A 15100-nucleotide genomic window follows, 5' to 3' on the forward strand; every position below is an offset into this window, starting at 1 on the left:
GGGCGTGGCTCGTTGACGTCGCGCATCGAGCAGGGCAAGGCGGCACGCAGAAAGGTGCCGCGCGCGAAGCTGGCGGACTGCAAGATCGACAATCGCGATCCCATCGCATTGCTCGACGCGTCCAACGTGGGCCGGGTGACTGAGCTGATACCCATTCGCTACGGACGTATGGTCGCGAATCCATTCGCCTTCTATCGCGGCGCCGCGCCGCTGATGGCATACGACCTGTCGAAACTGCCGCATTCCAACCTGATCGTGCAACTGGGCGGCGATGCGCATCTGGCCAATTTCGGACTGTTTGCGAGCCCGGAGCGGCGCATTCTTTTCGGACCCAACGACTTCGACGAAACACTGCCCGGCCCATTTGACTGGGATATGCGCAGACTGGCCACATCGTTCGTGATTGCCGCGCGTGAACGCGGACTTGCGACGCGTGATCAGCGCGGCGTGGTGCGCCGGCTATGCGAGACGTTCCGGCAACGGATCGCCGAGTTCAGCCGGATGGACACGCTCGACGTCTGGTACTACCAGTTCAAGGCCGCGAGCATGTTGGCCATTGCCGATTCGACGGAGGAAAGAAGAAAAGAACTGGCCGTCATCGACAAGGCGCGGCAGCAGTCGTCGCGTTCCGTGACGACTCATGTAACTGAGCTTGTCAACGGCAAGCTGCGCATCAAGGACGTTCCGCCGCTCGTGTATCACGTCCCACTGGCGAGCCCGCGCGATCATGCGCAGTACGATGCGCTGGTCCGGCATTTCTTCGCCGACTATCGTTTGACCCTCCCCGATGACAGGCGCGCATTGTTCGATCGCTATGAACTGGTGGATGTCGCCATTCGCGTGGTGGGTATTGGGTCGGTGGGGACGCGCTGCTACGAGGCGCTTTTCATGGCCGACGGACAGTGTCCACTGTTCCTTCAACTCAAGGAGGCGCGGGCTTCCGTACTGGAGGATTACCTGCCGCCGAGTCGTTATTCCAATCACGGTCAGCGTGTGGTGAACGGGCAGCGTCTGCTGCAATCGGCCAGCGACATTTTTCTCGGATGGTCGAAGCTGCACCACACGGGCAATGACTTCTACGTGCGGCAATTGCGCGACATGAAGGGCGCGTTCGACTTCACCAGTTTCGACGTTGAAGATCTCGGCGAATATGCGGTTTCCTGCGCTCACGTGCTCGCCCATTCGATGGCGAAAGCGGGGGACCCCGCGTTGCTCAGCGGATATGTTGGAAAGTCGAGTGCATTCGACGAGGCCATCGAGCGATTCGGGCTCGCTTATGCGGAACAGAATGAGGCAGACTGGACGGTTTTGAAAGCAGCAGTCAAGGCAGGGCGCATCCAGGTCATTCGTGATTGAGTTTGGAGCACCCCCATCGGTTTTTGCGCACTCGCAATTGCTGCTTCGCCTGGCATCAACGGCAAGAAAAGAAATACCGGCGGCGCAATTTGTGGCTTCTGATCCGAGCCCGGCGTCAGGTCAGCGCACGTTGCCGGCGCGAAGGTCACGACCGGCACATTGGCCGGCACGGTTACGGTGATGCTGCCGCCCTTGTACGAGAGCAGAAGGTCGCGACCGCTGGTATTTTCGACGACGGCACCACTCCTTATCTCGCAGCCGAAGCAGCCCCATCAGAACCTCATCGCGATAAGTCGCGAGTTCCTGCTGCGAGCGCGACTGGGCCTCCTCATGTACGCCTTTAATGATGGTCGCACGCACGTCCGGAGTGAGTTCTGGCGTTCCGGGCACATGCCACCAGGCCGTCAGTGGACCGGTGAACTGATCGAAGAAATGCTCGATACCGCCCTGACCGCCGCCGAGGTGATACAGAAGACTCGGCCCCATGATCCCCCAGCGCAAGCCCGGGCCCCACGAAACAGCGGCGTCGGCATCGCCAACGCGACTCTGTTTGTCACGCGCGGCGAGCGCGGTGCCGTGGTTTATCTGCGCGACGGCGGACGTATCAGGATCCAGCCACCCGCTCTCGACGAGAGGAATAACCTTCTCGGGGTCGGTGACGCGATCAGCGTTGGTGTCATCGACGGCATTGTCCGGCACAACGTGCAATATGCGGACGCGGCCACGCACGCGCATGTTCTGGTGGAAGAGACAGCAAGGTCCGACGCGTGCAACGCCTTCTCCCTGAATGCGCTCAACAGCATGGTCGGCGTGCTCTACGAAGATGCCCGTAATGACAAGCTCACCGGACTTGTGCGACGCGCCGCCTTCGAGTCCGAGTATGGACGTTTCCAGGACGGGTGGTTCAACACACTGCTGGGCCATCGACTGCGATCGGTTCAAGAGCGTGAACGACACGCTCGGACATCACACCGGGGACCTCGTCCTGCAAGGCGTCGCTGACGCGATCAAGGGCAGTATCCGTGGATGGGACCTCGCGTGTCGGTGGGGTGGCGATGAGTTCGTCGTGCTTCTCCCCAGGACGAAGCCGGAAAACGGAAGGCGTGTTGCGGAGCGGATACGCATGGCTGCTGAGGGAATGCAGCTGCACGGAGTGACGCTGTCAACTGGCGTCGCAACAAGCACCAGGGGCGAATCGTTGGCAGCGGTCATCGTTCGAGCCGACTCGGCGATGTATGGCGCAAAGCGGGCCGGCCGCAACGCGGTCGTGATCGCCTGAAGCGGGTGTCTTGCGGCTGAAGCGACCACGCAACACCCGCATCGGAGACCGGATGCATGCCGAACCTTCAAGCCAGCCGCCGCGCGCGAACGTGGCGGCTGGCGAGGGCCGCTACTTCTTGACGGCTGGCTCTACGGAAATGGCGAGCGCTTCGGTGTACACCGCTTGCACCTGATCACCCTTTTTGATGTTGGCGAACTGCGCAGGATCTTCGACCTTCAGGTCTACCGTGTTGCCCTTGGGGCCTTTCAACGTGACGGTCCTGCTATTGGGGTTGACCGCGACGACGTCGGCGACGATCGTTACTTGCCGACCCACGGTGCCACCGGGCTTACCACCCTCGGGTGCGCGCTCCATCATCGGCTGCTCTTCGGTTGAGGCTGTTGCGCCGACGTTTTTCTGGAGGCTCAGGGTGAGCGATTGCCGGTAAACGGCCGTGACGACGTCGCCCACCTTGAGCTGGTCGAAGTTGCGCGCCTCTTCCCCAACCTGCACTTCGACGATCTTGCCGTTCTGGGGTTTCAGCAGCACGGTTCTCGTCGCGGGATCGATGTTCTGCACCGTGGCCGTCACCCGGGTGGTGCCCTTTATGGTGGCCTGGCCCGGCGCTTTCGTCACTTCCACGCTTTGTGGCTGTGCCCATGCGGCTGGCGGGATGGCCGCCAGGGCGGCAATGACCAGAAATTTCATGTTCTTCATAGAGCTCTCCTTTGCAACGATGAAGCTTCTCTGCAGCCGGTCTGGACGTACGCGGAACACGCTGTGTCGTGCACCGCTCCGAGAAACGCAGGAGCATCGACAGTTCCGGACCGACGGGATCCACGGCTCGCCCGCAGACTGATCTGATGCGCCTGAGATGGCGTCGGTATCGGGCTGGTGCCAGGCGCGCTCATTCGCTGTCTGATGCTGTATTCCTCCCTGTGAAGACCCGCGGGTGGGACCATAAACGCAAATGGGGCCGAACCGCACCGGGTCGCCTCCGGCCAGCGTTGCGTAGGCAAGCAACACCGGAATGCCGTCGGCCGCCACGGTCACGCCGGTAATGGCGTCGCGCGCCATCCAGTGCGGCCGGTAGGCAGGCAGCCACTGGGCGAGAGAAAACACCGCGCGCGATCCGGCGACAGGCGCCTGGTTCCTGCTTTCGTTTTTGTTTTCGGGGCGTGGTGCGTCGGTCATTGTGGGTCTCGTTTCGTGGAGCCCGTTCAAGGTGGGCTCCGGGGCAGACATGACAGTACGGACGCGTCGACACTGACGATTGTGTATCGCTCATCCAGCGTAGCCCGTGCGAGGGACGGCGGACATCGGACTTTGGTCCTGGTCCATGCAGCATCGACCTCCGTGGATGCCTAAATCGCAGCCGTCAGGGTTCGCTAACGTGTTGCAATGCGTTTGTGAATTGAAGCCCGCCTGATACCTTGGGTATTGATCAACCTCGACTCGCCTGGAGAGGAGAAGCTAATGAGCAATCGAGAAGATAACTCGTGGTTGTACCAAGCCGGCCAGCAAAACGAGCGCGATCAGCGGGACCTCTCTGCGACGATGGATGATGAACCCGTCCTGGACTCGGGCCTTCAGGGTGCGGTTCTCGCATTCTTTTTCGTCGGGGGTGGTATCAGTGCAATAAGTGACGGTACGCAAAGCCAGTAAGGACGCGAGGGGCAGGGTCAGGTAGTAAGCCATTGATTCTGTTGACGTTGCTGTTCGCTTTTTTGCGGCGTATCGTGAACGTCCCACCGACGGAGGCGCGCGATGCAGGGCTGGCAGACGTACCTGGGCATGCGGGAGCTGCCGCGCGAGCTCAGCACCTTCGAGTTGCAGGCCTTCTTTACCTTCAGCCCGGCCGAGCGCGAACTGATCGCGGCGCGGCGCGGCAACCGACTGAAGCTTGGCCTGGCGCTGCACATCGGCTTCCTGCGCATGAGCGGGCGTCTGCTCGACGCTTTTCGCGTCATCCCATCGGTGCTATGGCGCCACCTCAGCGGCGAGCTCGGCATCGACGCCCCGGAACTCGCAACGTTGCGCGCGATGTATGGCCGCGGCCGCACCCTGTTCGACCACCAGCAAGTTGCCTGCGAGTCCCTTGGATTCGGATGGATGAGCGAGCATCCAGCGCCGCGCCTTGGTGCGAGAACTGCGGGACGAGGTAGGCCGATGCGCTGACCGTGAACAGTTGCTCGTTCGTGCCCGACAATGGTTGTAATGCGGCGGCCACGGTAGGTAAGAACTGTCGAATAAAGGTTTGCGCCAGCATTTGCGCCGCGACAGTATCTGCAAGGAGCCGTGAGCGGCGCTCGGAAAGTCATTTCCTTAAGCACGGAGCGTGGCTCTTCCATGTCACGGTCACTGGAGCGAATCGCCGCAGCAAACCTGCTTTCGCTCGATGAGAAAGGCCTACGCTAGCCATGCTTGCGCTCAGTTCATGATCGGGCTCAGTTCTCGTTGGCGATCAGCCTGTGCGATCAACCCTAGAATTATCACTTTGACGGAGTTGGCCACGCTCGCCTCAGTCCTTTTAATTGGCCTTCAACGACACGAGCCTGATCAAGACGCTCCGGAGCGCACGCGCTGCGCTGAAGGCACGCTTCTCGTCGAGATCGATATGAGACCAAGGTCTCATTGCGATAGACCAGACCGCTAACCAAACTTGAGCCGGACAGCCACGTGGACCGTCGTCGTGACGGGCATGGGTGCGGGACTGTATTCAACAGACAGTTGGCAACTGAAGGAAACGTTATGGGCTCATCTTCGATCAGAACGGGCTGATGGCCGGTTCGGAAGTTGGGGGGCGAAGACACCCAGGATGACGGTGCGCTGACGCTGCCGCACCATGCGCACCCAAGGGTTCTGATCTGGCGTTTGGGTGGCCCTGGTTGAGCAGATGACCGTGCCGGCGCGGGAGAGCGGACAGTCGCAACCGCAAGCCGCGGTTTCGCAACCTGTTTCACAGGTGACCGAATGGATCACGGGAAACTCATCGCCTGCCACGACTGCGATCTCCTGCAGCGGGAGGTGGCTGTGCCGGAGGGCGGCGGTTTGCGATGCCGGCGCTGCCGGGCCCCGCTGTGCCGCGAGTTCCCCAACAGCCTCGATCGCGGACTCGCGCTGTCCATCGCCGCAGTTGTACTCTTCGCAATTTCAAACGTGTATCCGATTGTCGGTCTGTCGGTTAATGGGACTGTCGTTGAGACGACACTCCTGGGCGCTGTGAGCGCGCTGTACGACGATGGGAAGTGGCCAATTGCGGGACTGGTGTTTGCAACCACGGTCCTGATGCCGATCTTGCAGACGGTGAGCATGCTATGGCTACTAATACCACTCAAGTTTGACCGTGCACCGTGGGGCGGTCCGGCCATATTCCGGCTGTGCCATCTCTGCCAGCCTTGGGGAATGACCGAAGTACTGATCCTCGGTTTGCTGGTTGCGCTCGTGAAGTTGTCCGCGATCGCAGGCGTGGTGGTGGGCCCCGCGCTGTGGTCGTTTGGGCTACTTGTGTTCGTATTGGCGGCGGCCGGATCAGCTTTCGACTCGCGCAACCTGTGGTCGCGCGTCACCGCCGTTGAGCACACGGGCGCGGAGCCAGGCCTGGACGAGGCGTCACTGCAAGGTGCGGTTACCGCAGCACGATGCGGTCTCGCGCGGTGTCACGATTGTGGACTGCTCGCAAGCGCGCAGGTCGTTAATGCTCACGCGTTCCACTGCCCTCGCTGTGGTGCGACGGTGCACCTGCGCAAGCCAGCAAGCCTGTCGCGCACGTGGGCCTTCCTGATTGCCGCGATTGTGATGTATATCCCAGCCAACATGTTGCCTGTGATGTACACGAACTCGCTCTTCGGGACAGAGAACGACACGATCCTCTCTGGCGTCGTCTACCTCTGGACATCCGGATCCTGGCCGCTGGCGATCGTCGTGTTCGTCGCCAGCATCGCTATTCCGATGCTCAAGATCCTCGCACTCGGATACCTGACGATCTCGACGCAGATGCACTCGCGCTGGCACGCCGTCGAGCGCACACGGATCTATCGAATGGTCGAGTTTGTGGGGCGCTGGTCGATGCTCGACATCTACGTGATCACGATGCTCGTCGCGCTCGTGCAGTTCCGGGCACTTGCGACGATCCAGGCCGGTAATGCGGCAATCGCATTTGGCGCAGTGGTGGTGCTGACGATGTTCGCGGCGATGGCGTTCGATTCCCGCCTGATATGGGACGAAGTGGAGCAAGATCATGTCAGGACTCGAGAAGAAGCCTGATTTTCCCGACGCGGAGCCTGTGCCGCGGTCGCACTGGCGCCTGCAAGTCGTGTGGCTCGTACCCATCCTCGCGGTCCTGATCGGAGGGTGGCTCGCTGTCAAGGCGGTTATCGAGAAGGGGCCAACGATCACGATCGGCTTCGCAACCGCTGACGGTATTGAGGCGGGCAAGACGAAGATCAAGCTCAAAAACGTCGATATCGGGGTCATCAAGACCGTAACGTTGACCCCCGATAGCACGCGAGTCATCGCGTCCGCGGACATCAACAAAAATGCGACGAAACTGCTCGTCGACGACACCCGCTTCTGGGTCGTCCGCCCACGCATATCCGGCGGGACAGTGTCCGGCATCGGCACGCTTCTGTCCGGCTCCTACATTGAAATGGACGTAGGCAAATCGAAGACCGGACGTCGCGACTTCATCGGTCTCGAAGTCCCGCCGGTGATCACGAATGATGTGCCGGGGCGCGAATTCGTCCTGAAAAGCACGAATATGGGCTCGCTCGATGCCGGCACGCCGGTGTTCTTCCGACGGCTGCAGGTCGGACAGATATCCAGCTACAAGCTCGATCCTGATGGACACGGTGTGACGCTGCGCGTATTTATCAACTCGCCGTATGACAGGTTCGTTCTTGCGGATACTCGCTTCTGGCACGCAAGCGGCGTCGACGTGACAGTCGGGGCGAATGGCATCCAGGTGAACTCGCAGTCGCTCGTGTCGATCATGATCGGCGGCGTGGCATTCGAGTCGCTGCCGGGCGCGGTCGACGAGGCCGTCGCTGCGAGCGACTCAACCTTTACGTTGTTCCCAGATCGGGCTGACGCGATGAAGGCGCACTATCACGTCGTCGAAAAGTACGTTGTGAACTTCACGGAATCGGTTCGTGGATTGACCGTGGGCGCGCCGGTCGACTTCCGTGGCATTGTGGTTGGCGAAGTGACAGCGATCTATACAAATTTTGATTCCAAGACGGAGAGGTTGACCATTCCAGTGGAAATCAATCTGTATCCGGAACTCTTCGCGTCCCACTATAAGACCAACACGGGCACTGGCGCCGGCGGCCGCCTGAGCAACGATCCTCACGCGCTGCTGGAGCACCTCATCGCAAAGGGAATGCGTCTCCAGCTTAAAACGGGCAATCTGCTGACCGGGCAACTGTACGTGACCGCCGAATTCTTTCCCAACGCGCCAAAAGCCACGGTGAACTGGGCGTCATCACCTCCTGAGCTGCCGACCACACCCGGTAACCTGCAGCGGCTTCAGGACAACGTCACGGAACTCCTGGCGAAGCTGAACACGATTCCGTTTGAAGCGATTGGCAAGAATACGCAACAGACGCTGTCGAGTGCGAAGACGCTGCTCGACCAACTCGACACCGAGGTTGTCCCGCAGGCGCACGGCACACTCGCCGCGGCCCACGCGGCGCTTGACTCGGCCAACAATGCGCTGCAGCCGGACTCGGCCCTGCAGCAGAACGCGAACGATGCGGTACAGGAACTTTCGCGCACAGCGACGGCCTTCCGGACGCTTGCCGATTATCTGGAGCAGCATCCGGAAGCGTTGATTCGCGGCAAGCAGAAGGAGACCCAGCCGTGAGACGCGCCCTTGTGCCATTCGTTCTGGTCCTGTTTACAATGTCGCTTGGCGGCTGCGGCAGCTCACCCGCGTCTAACTTCTACCGGCTGAAGCCGGACGCGACACTCATTACCATGGGAACTTCGGTGCCGTTATATGTCGTGGTGAACCCGGTCACGATTCCACAACTAGTTGACCGGCAGCAAATCGTCGTAAGCCTTGCCGACAATCAGGTGTGGCCTAACGAGTTCCAGCGCTGGGCCGAGCCGCTGAAGGGCAATATCCAGCGAACTATCGCTGGAAATCTGGCGGTGCTGCTTGGCTCCGAACAGGTAAGCGTATACGCGGCAGACTCGGGTGGCGTGCCGATATGGCGAGTTCGCGTTGACGTGATGCAATTCGATTCCGTACCGGGGGCCACGGCGACTATCGACGCACTGTGGACGATCTGGCCTCCAGGGAAGGCTACTCCGATCGCCGGGCACACGCTCGCACGCGTGCCTGCACAAGGGCAGGCTTACGACGCGCTTGTCGCCGCCCACGATCACGCGCTGGGTTTGGTGAGTCGGGATATCGCAGCGGCAATCCTGAAGAACTTGTTGCGTTGACTGGCGCGGACGTGCGGCTTCGCAGGCGCTGCCAACCTTGGAACAAACCAGGACCCAGCCGCGCCTGCTGACCGAAGGCGAACTCGCCGTAGTGGTCAAGTTCTATCGCGAGAGCCGGCAATGGTCGCAGAAGCAGCTTGCAGACCTTTCCGGCTTGAGCGTGCGGACAATCCAGCGTGTCGAACGTGGCGATGCCTCCGGTTTCGACACGCGTCGCGCGATCGCACGAGCTTTCGGGTTCGAGGATATCGATGCGCTGAACAAGCCGTTCTCCATTCCCACGGCCGAGGAGCTGCAGGCGGCGAAAGAGAAGTTTGATCGAGAGCACATCGCCCTCAAGGCACTCCCCCTTCAGACCGGAAAGCAACTGGCGAAGCTTGCCGAGATACACAGCATGGATCTCTCCACCCCGGCTTTCGAGCTGACTCGCGAAGCTGACGAAGAGTTTGCTGCGCTGGTCGACTGAATGCGTGAGTATCGCGATTGCAGCGATCTTTATTCCGAGACACAGAAGTTCGATGTGTACGACGACATGCAGCGGCACATTGACGCGCTGAAAACGCTTGGAGTGTCGCTCTGCTACGCAGAGCGCAAATTGCTGTGAACTGGCTAGCATAATTAACGAACATCAACAGAAGACGACGTGATCGGACGCAAGATCGTCGACACTTACCTTGCGCCGGACAAGTCCTTCATCGAGATTCGCGCGATGCTCGCGGATGGCTCGCTCGACATCCTCGCCAAGTTTGGAGACGTGTGCCGCGCGAAATTCGAGTCGCTACGCACACAGCAGTTCTGAATCCTGTCGGCGCGCCGTTCAACGCGGCTTCAGTTCGACGGGCGGATCGGCGCGATAGCCGCCGCCGAGCGCCTTCGTCAATGCAATCTCCTGACCGAGCATCTGAGCGTTGAGCGTGAGCAGCGTCATCTGTTCGGCGATCACAGGCTGCCGCGCCTGGAGCGCCGCCAGGCGGCTGGTCAGCCCTCGTTGATAGTGCGCTTCAACGCTGTCTCGCACGAACGCAACGGATTCGATCCGTTGCTGCTGCAACCCGGTCTCCACATCGAGGGCTTGCAGACTGCTGCCCGTCTGCGCGACATCGCGTACCGCATTGAGGACGGCCTGATTGTACTGCTCGATCAACAGGTTGCTGCCCTCACGTGCGCCGCTCAGGTTCGCGTTGAGCTGGCCGCCATCGAAGATCGGCAAAGACAGGCCCGGAATCAGTTCGATCTGCTTGCTTGCGTGCGTGAAGAGGTCGGCGAGGTGCAACGCATTGAAGCCGAAGAATGCCTTGATGTCGAAACTCGGATAGAACGCCGCTTTCGCTGCATCGATCCGGTCGAACGATGCCTCCACGTACCAGCGCATCGCCTGAAGATCGGGCCGCCGGGCAAGGAGTTCATAAGAAAGCGTCGCGGGCAAGGCCGCTTGCGGGCGCGGCAACGCAATGGGCTCGATCGGAGGCAAGCCGTTGGGTCCCGCGCCGACCAACGCTCGCAACGATTCGCGAAACTGCCGTATCTGGTCTTGCGCCGAAACGATCTGCCGTTCGATGGCGAGTTGCTGCGCACGGGCTTCCTCGAACTGGGTTTGGGGCTCCAGGCCGCGCACCCCACGCGCGTTGTGTGTTTCCACGGAGAACACCGCTACCTCGTGCGATTCGTTCAGCAAATCGATAAGCTGGTAAGTCGTCTGAATGCCGTAGTACAGCTGCGCGACGTCGGTCGAGATTTCGAGTTCGACGGCGGACGTCTCGGCAAGCCGCGCATTGTTCACGCCGAGCGCCGCGGCGACCTGCGCGCGCTGCTTGCCCCAGATATCGACGTTCAGACTTGCCCCAAGTCCGACGGTGCCCTCGGTGTACCAGGGGCCCGTCGCCCCTATCGCCGGTATGTTCATCGAGTACGCGCCGAGAAAGCCGTTCGCGGAAACGTGCTCTCGATTCAGCGAGGCAAGCGCCACCACCTGAAGGTTCGACCCCGCTCTGACAAGCTCGACGTCCGACTTCGCCTGCGCGACGCGGGTTCGCGCAATCAGCATCGTCGGCGCGTCGGCGAGCGCCTGTTCGATGAGCGCGTCGAGCTGCGCATCGCCATAGCGGTCCCACCAGCGTGCCGCGGGCCAACCTTCTCGCGCAAGATGGATGTCGTCAGCAAGATTGATCTGCCCGGGCGAAATCTCGGCATACGGCGTACCGTTTTTGTGGATCAGCGCGCAACCCGGCAGGCCGAGGCACAACGACCACGCGATGCACAGGGCGCAGCGACGCCACGACCCAACACGGGGACCGGATCGCGCGCTCATGTTCGTACGGCCCGCGAAGAGGACGCCGTGACGGGGGCCTCGATGCGCCAGTCCGGCAGCCCCGCTACCTGCCGCGACAGGTCTTGCGCTGCGGCGATGAGTGCCACGTCGGCGGGTTCGAGAGGCTGCGCGGCGATGCCGATGCCGATGCGTTCGGGCGCGTGGGCGACAGGCGGATTGGCGGCAAGATCGTCCGCGTACCGGTTGATTTCCGCGCTGGCCTGGTCCTGAACGGCGCGCGCTGCATGGTCCATTTGCGGACTTGCCAAACCAGCTTGTGCCGCCAGCGTGTTCTTCAGCGCATTGCCGGCGAGCATGATCTCGCGGCCTTGCGCGAGGACGGTTTGTGCGCGCAGCGTCAGTTGGGCCTGCTCCCCTTCCTGCCAGCCGGGCTCGAGTGCGACGCGCGACAACGTCGCCTCGCAGTCGGCCAGCGTGGCCCATGCCTGCAACTGGCGCTGCTCGGCGGGCAATTCATCCCGTATCTCGACGCCCGCCTGTGGCGCGCGCAACTGCCTGGCGATGGCGCGCAGCATCGTCGCGAGTTTTTGCCGCAGCACGTCGCCTTCGCCCTCGCGCCAGAACGACATCTGCACGAAGGTCGCCACGCCGACACCCAGCAGGATGCCAACGATCCGGTCGCGGATTTCAGTGAGATTGCTGGTCGGCGCGAACTGTTCGAGCAACGCGAGCGAGAAGGCGAGCATCAGCTGGACGCCCGCGTAGCCGATCCGTTCGGAACCAGCGGATATCCAGGCGGCGAGCGCGACGACGGGCAAGGTCATCAGCAGCAGGCCGACGATGTCGTCGAGGTGCGGAACGACGAACACCACCATGAATAGCGCCACCGCGCTGCCGATGACCGCCCCGGCGACGCGCAGCAAGGCCCGCTGCATCGATGCGCCGAGGCTCGGCAGCGCGACGGCCACGCACGTCAGCATGATCGTGTGAATGCCCTGCCAGTCGACCGCGTTGTAGAACACGTAGCAGACCAGCACGGCAAGCAGCGTCTTCAGCGAAAAGCGCATGTACGCGGGATTGGTCCATGCGTCGGGCGCGACCATCGGTTCGCTCGCGGGCGGTTTGCCGGGTGCGGCGCCGCTCGTATCCAGCTCGGCGAATGCATGCAGCGCGCGCTGCAATTCGGCTGCGGCGGGAAACGTGTCGACTGCCTTGCGTTCTTCTGGTGTTGCCATGTCGACGTAGCGATAGGGTTCGCCCGACGTCACCGACTCGTCGAGCGCCCTGACGTTCGCGTCCAGCTCGCGCAAGATCTTGAGCCGCGCCGCCGAAGTACCCGCCAACGTATCCGGCAACTCGCTCGCGCCGCGATACAGACGCGACACGGTCGCGATGCACGCAAGCAGCAACGTCTGATGCTCGCGATAGCGCGCGTCACGCATCGTCGTGAACCGCAGCAGCTTCTGCAGCGTCAGCGCGCCTTGCTGGACCGCCGTCAACGTGATCGGCTCGGCGTTCCTGCCGCCGTCGATCAGTTGCGTCAGCCGCGCTTCCAGCGCCGTCAGTTGCCGATGGATTTCCGCCTTGAGTTGCAACTGCGGTTCGACGGGCAATAGCAGCGTATTGACCACCAGCGTCAGCGCGATCGGATAATTGACGGCGACCCAGACCCACAACACCGCGCGAATGAGCACGTCAGCCTGATCGGTCCGGTCGACGAAGCTCTGCACGTAGATGACGATGATGGCGACCATGACGAATACGGCGCCGATTTTCAGCACCCGTATCAGGTACACGCTGCCGAAAAACAGCAGACTCGCGATCACGATGCGCAGCAACGGGTAATCGAAGGTAAATTTCAGCAACAGGATCGACAGACCGATCGCGAGCGTCGACCCAACGATGAGCATCAAGCCGACCAGCCGCGTGAGCACCACGTTCGACTGCGTGACGTAAAACACCACCAGCAGCGACAGCGCGAGCGAGGGCACCTCGAGCGTCATCGATACGACGATCACGATTGCGCTCGTCAGCATGCAACGCAGCATCACGTTCAGACGCCCGGGAAAAGGCGCAAGCTCGCGCGCGAGGAAAGCGCCGGCATCGCGCAGCGTGACGGGCAGGTAGTCGGCGGCGGCCATGGGCGCTCCTCAACGGCTTTCGCCGTCGTCGCCGCGCCCGGGGTGCAGCACAGCCACCGCCGATGTCCCGACGCGAAACAGCTCCGGGCTCGGATTGTCGACGCGGATCTTCACCGGGAAGCGCTGCGAGACGTGGACCCAGTTAATCGTGCGTTGAATGCGCGGCAACGCGCCGGGCAATGCAGGGCCGCCTTCATCGGGCGCCACGCCATAGCTGATCGAATCGACGGTGCCCTGGAAGCGCTGGCCCGTATCGCTCATCAGAAAGACCGTGGCGGGCGTTCCCGTCCGGATGCCCTTGAGCTCCGTCTCGCGAAAGTTTGCGACCACGTACCAGTGGCGCGTGTCGATCAATGTGAAGACAGGCTTGAGCGCAGACGCAAACTGCCCCGTCGAAGTCTTCAACGACGCGATGCGTCCGTCGAACGGCGCCCGCACGGTCGCATATTCGAGGTTCAGCTCCGCAATCGAGATCTCGGCGATGACGACGGCACGTTGCGCGACCAGCGCATCGACACCGCTCACAGCCGCTGCCGCCTGCTGCGCCTGCAGTTGCGCGGCGCTGAGTTCGGCCTGCGTGGCGCGTTGTGCGGTGCGCGCAAGGTCGACGTCCTCCGCCGACACATAACCGTGCGACAGCAGCGGCTCCGTGCGGTGTAGCGTATCGGACGCCTGACTGGCTGCGGCTCGCGCGCGCTCGACGGCCGCGCGCACCGACTCCGCGTTGTACTGCTGCGCATTGACCGTGCGCTGGGTCAGCTCGATCTGACGGTCGAGCGCGACGAGGGATGCCCGGCCTCGCGCCAGCGCGTCCTGGTACGGACGCGGATCGATGCGAAACAGCAGATCGCCCTGCTTCACCGCCTGGTTGTCGTGCACCGCCAGCTCGACGATGCGCCCGTTGACCTCGGGCACGACGTCGATCGTATCTGCGTAGACATAGGCGTCGTCGGTGCGAGGCGCGCGGTCCAGCTGGCGGACGACGAAAAGCAGTAGCAATAGCGTTACCACCACCAGGATGATGGCCGGCCACTTTCTCTTCGATGTCCTGCTGGCAGTCGTCGCCATCGCATCCACCTGAGGAGATTCAATGTTGGAACAGCATCAGCCACGCAGCGAGTGAAAGGAAGGTGACTAGCGAGGGATATACCACGGCTGAAGGCCCCAGCAGATGGTCGACCTGCAAGCGCTTGAGAATCAGATTGATGACGACCGTGAGCACGACGCCGGCGACTATACAGAACAGCCAGTCGGGAAAGTACGCGCCGAGCACCCCGATGGACGGCGAGTAGGCACACCCGCCCGTCAGAGGGACAGCCGCCAGGGCAACGACGACAAAACGCAGCACACGTATTGTTCTGAAGACCGGCATGCTTCGCTCCAAAGTCGCTCGCGGCAGCGGGATCTGGATCACCAACCTGAGCCTGCCGGTGCCAGAGGCAGTCAGGCTGTTCGTTGCGCGTTCACGGAAACGCACAAAACGCACTGTCGCGCCAACAACTGTCCGCACTATTGCTGCCGGTCACCCTATAGACCACTGAAGGGGTCACCGTGACGGGCGTGCCCGAATTGATCCCGCTGTGGATACAGAACGAGCCCCGCACGCAGCGCTGGTGACACCCT

14 protein-coding genes and 1 pseudogene are annotated in these 15100 nt (G+C 61.9%); 8 read left to right on the top strand and 7 right to left on the bottom strand.

The features are described from left to right. The first annotated feature begins 108 nt into the window (after positions 1 to 108). The gene (locus OKW41_RS26930; RefSeq protein WP_429574505.1) at positions 109 to 1356 is read left to right on the top strand and encodes a DUF2252 domain-containing protein; all 1248 of its coding nucleotides are present in this window, start codon (positions 109 to 111) and stop codon (positions 1354 to 1356) included. 120 nt (positions 1357 to 1476) lie between these two features. On the opposite strand, the gene OKW41_RS26935 is transcribed toward OKW41_RS26930, so the two are convergent. After that, positions 1477 to 2280 (bottom strand): hypothetical protein, encoded by an 804-nt coding sequence (locus OKW41_RS26935; protein WP_429574506.1) that lies wholly within the window; start codon positions 2278 to 2280, stop codon positions 1477 to 1479. 22 nt (positions 2281 to 2302) lie between these two features. Between OKW41_RS26935 and OKW41_RS26940 the strand changes: the two genes are divergently transcribed. Continuing rightward, entirely contained in the window at positions 2303 to 2635 is a 333-nt protein-coding gene (locus tag OKW41_RS26940; RefSeq protein ID WP_429574507.1) for a diguanylate cyclase, read from the top strand. Positions 2636 to 2746: 111 nt separating this feature from the next. Here the strand turns inward: OKW41_RS26940 and OKW41_RS26945 are convergent, their stop codons facing one another. Continuing rightward, complete coding sequence (locus tag OKW41_RS26945; protein ID WP_429576484.1) at positions 2747 to 3334, bottom strand: hypothetical protein; 588 nt, start codon at positions 3332 to 3334, stop codon at positions 2747 to 2749. A 756-nt stretch (positions 3335 to 4090) separates the two neighbouring features. Next, a complete protein-coding gene (locus tag OKW41_RS26950; RefSeq protein ID WP_429574508.1) occupies positions 4091 to 4315 on the bottom strand; it encodes a hypothetical protein in 225 nt (74 codons plus the stop codon). Positions 4316 to 4384: 69 nt separating this feature from the next. On the opposite strand from OKW41_RS26950, the pseudogene OKW41_RS26955 reads away from it, so the two are divergent. From OKW41_RS26955 to OKW41_RS26980, 6 genes and pseudogenes are all read left to right on the top strand, one after another. Beyond that, positions 4385 to 4832 (top strand): annotated as a pseudogene (locus tag OKW41_RS26955) (DUF4158 domain-containing protein); the annotation flags it as partial. Between the two features lie 758 nt (positions 4833 to 5590). Beyond that, positions 5591 to 6883 (top strand): paraquat-inducible protein A, encoded by a 1293-nt coding sequence (locus OKW41_RS26960; RefSeq protein ID WP_429574509.1) that lies wholly within the window; start codon positions 5591 to 5593, stop codon positions 6881 to 6883. Continuing rightward, a complete protein-coding gene (locus tag OKW41_RS26965) occupies positions 6858 to 8480 on the top strand; it encodes an intermembrane transport protein PqiB (RefSeq protein ID WP_429574510.1) in 1623 nt (540 codons plus the stop codon). The genes OKW41_RS26960 and OKW41_RS26965 overlap by 26 nt, the downstream gene beginning before the upstream one ends. Then, a complete protein-coding gene (locus OKW41_RS26970; RefSeq protein ID WP_429574511.1) occupies positions 8477 to 9067 on the top strand; it encodes a PqiC family protein in 591 nt (196 codons plus the stop codon). Before OKW41_RS26965 ends, OKW41_RS26970 begins: the two co-directional genes overlap by 4 nt. Before the next feature lie 37 nt (positions 9068 to 9104). Further along, on the top strand, positions 9105 to 9533 hold the full coding sequence (locus OKW41_RS26975) for a helix-turn-helix domain-containing protein (RefSeq protein ID WP_429574512.1): 429 nt from the start codon (positions 9105 to 9107) through the stop codon (positions 9531 to 9533). A gap of 177 nt (positions 9534 to 9710) precedes the next feature. Beyond that, entirely contained in the window at positions 9711 to 9866 is a 156-nt protein-coding gene (locus OKW41_RS26980) for a hypothetical protein (RefSeq protein ID WP_429574513.1), read from the top strand. Positions 9867 to 9884: 18 nt separating this feature from the next. On the opposite strand, the gene OKW41_RS26985 is transcribed toward OKW41_RS26980, so the two are convergent. From OKW41_RS26985 to OKW41_RS27000, 4 genes are read right to left on the bottom strand one after another with little or no spacing between them, the layout of a single operon-like run. Next, a complete protein-coding gene (locus tag OKW41_RS26985; RefSeq protein ID WP_429574514.1) occupies positions 9885 to 11375 on the bottom strand; it encodes an MdtP family multidrug efflux transporter outer membrane subunit in 1491 nt (496 codons plus the stop codon). Next, the gene (locus OKW41_RS26990) at positions 11372 to 13477 is read right to left on the bottom strand and encodes an FUSC family protein (RefSeq protein ID WP_429574515.1); all 2106 of its coding nucleotides are present in this window, start codon (positions 13475 to 13477) and stop codon (positions 11372 to 11374) included. The genes OKW41_RS26985 and OKW41_RS26990 overlap by 4 nt, the downstream gene beginning before the upstream one ends. 9 nt (positions 13478 to 13486) lie before the next feature. Next, positions 13487 to 14545 carry a multidrug transporter subunit MdtN gene (mdtN, locus tag OKW41_RS26995; RefSeq protein ID WP_429574516.1) on the bottom strand — a complete coding sequence of 353 codons (1059 nt, stop codon included), beginning with the start codon at positions 14543 to 14545 and terminating at the stop codon, positions 13487 to 13489. 19 nt (positions 14546 to 14564) lie between these two features. Beyond that, on the bottom strand, positions 14565 to 14849 hold the full coding sequence (locus OKW41_RS27000) for a YtcA family lipoprotein (protein ID WP_429574517.1): 285 nt from the start codon (positions 14847 to 14849) through the stop codon (positions 14565 to 14567). Positions 14850 to 15100 lie beyond the last annotated feature (251 nt).

Origin of the sequence: Paraburkholderia sp. UCT70 (genome assembly GCF_050434085.1) — a bacterium.
Classification (GTDB): domain Bacteria; phylum Pseudomonadota; class Gammaproteobacteria; order Burkholderiales; family Burkholderiaceae; genus Paraburkholderia; species Paraburkholderia tuberum.

Excerpts from the sequence above, each read along its gene's own strand:
- OKW41_RS26965 (WP_429574510.1), top strand. The coding sequence starts at position 6,858 with ATGTCAGGACTCGAGAAGAAGCCTGATTTTCCCGACGCGGAGCCTGTG.
- mdtN (WP_429574516.1), bottom strand. The coding sequence starts at position 14,545 with ATGGCGACGACTGCCAGCAGGACATCGAAGAGAAAGTGGCCGGCCATC.
- OKW41_RS26990 (WP_429574515.1), bottom strand. The coding sequence starts at position 13,477 with ATGGCCGCCGCCGACTACCTGCCCGTCACGCTGCGCGATGCCGGCGCT.
- OKW41_RS27000 (WP_429574517.1), bottom strand. The coding sequence starts at position 14,849 with ATGCCGGTCTTCAGAACAATACGTGTGCTGCGTTTTGTCGTCGTTGCC.
- OKW41_RS26945 (WP_429576484.1), bottom strand. The coding sequence starts at position 3,334 with ATGAAGAACATGAAATTTCTGGTCATTGCCGCCCTGGCGGCCATCCCG.
- OKW41_RS26960 (WP_429574509.1), top strand. The coding sequence starts at position 5,591 with ATGGATCACGGGAAACTCATCGCCTGCCACGACTGCGATCTCCTGCAG.
- OKW41_RS26935 (WP_429574506.1), bottom strand. The coding sequence starts at position 2,280 with ATGGCCCAGCAGTGTGTTGAACCACCCGTCCTGGAAACGTCCATACTC.
- OKW41_RS26950 (WP_429574508.1), bottom strand. The coding sequence starts at position 4,315 with ATGGCTTACTACCTGACCCTGCCCCTCGCGTCCTTACTGGCTTTGCGT.
- OKW41_RS26985 (WP_429574514.1), bottom strand. The coding sequence starts at position 11,375 with ATGAGCGCGCGATCCGGTCCCCGTGTTGGGTCGTGGCGTCGCTGCGCC.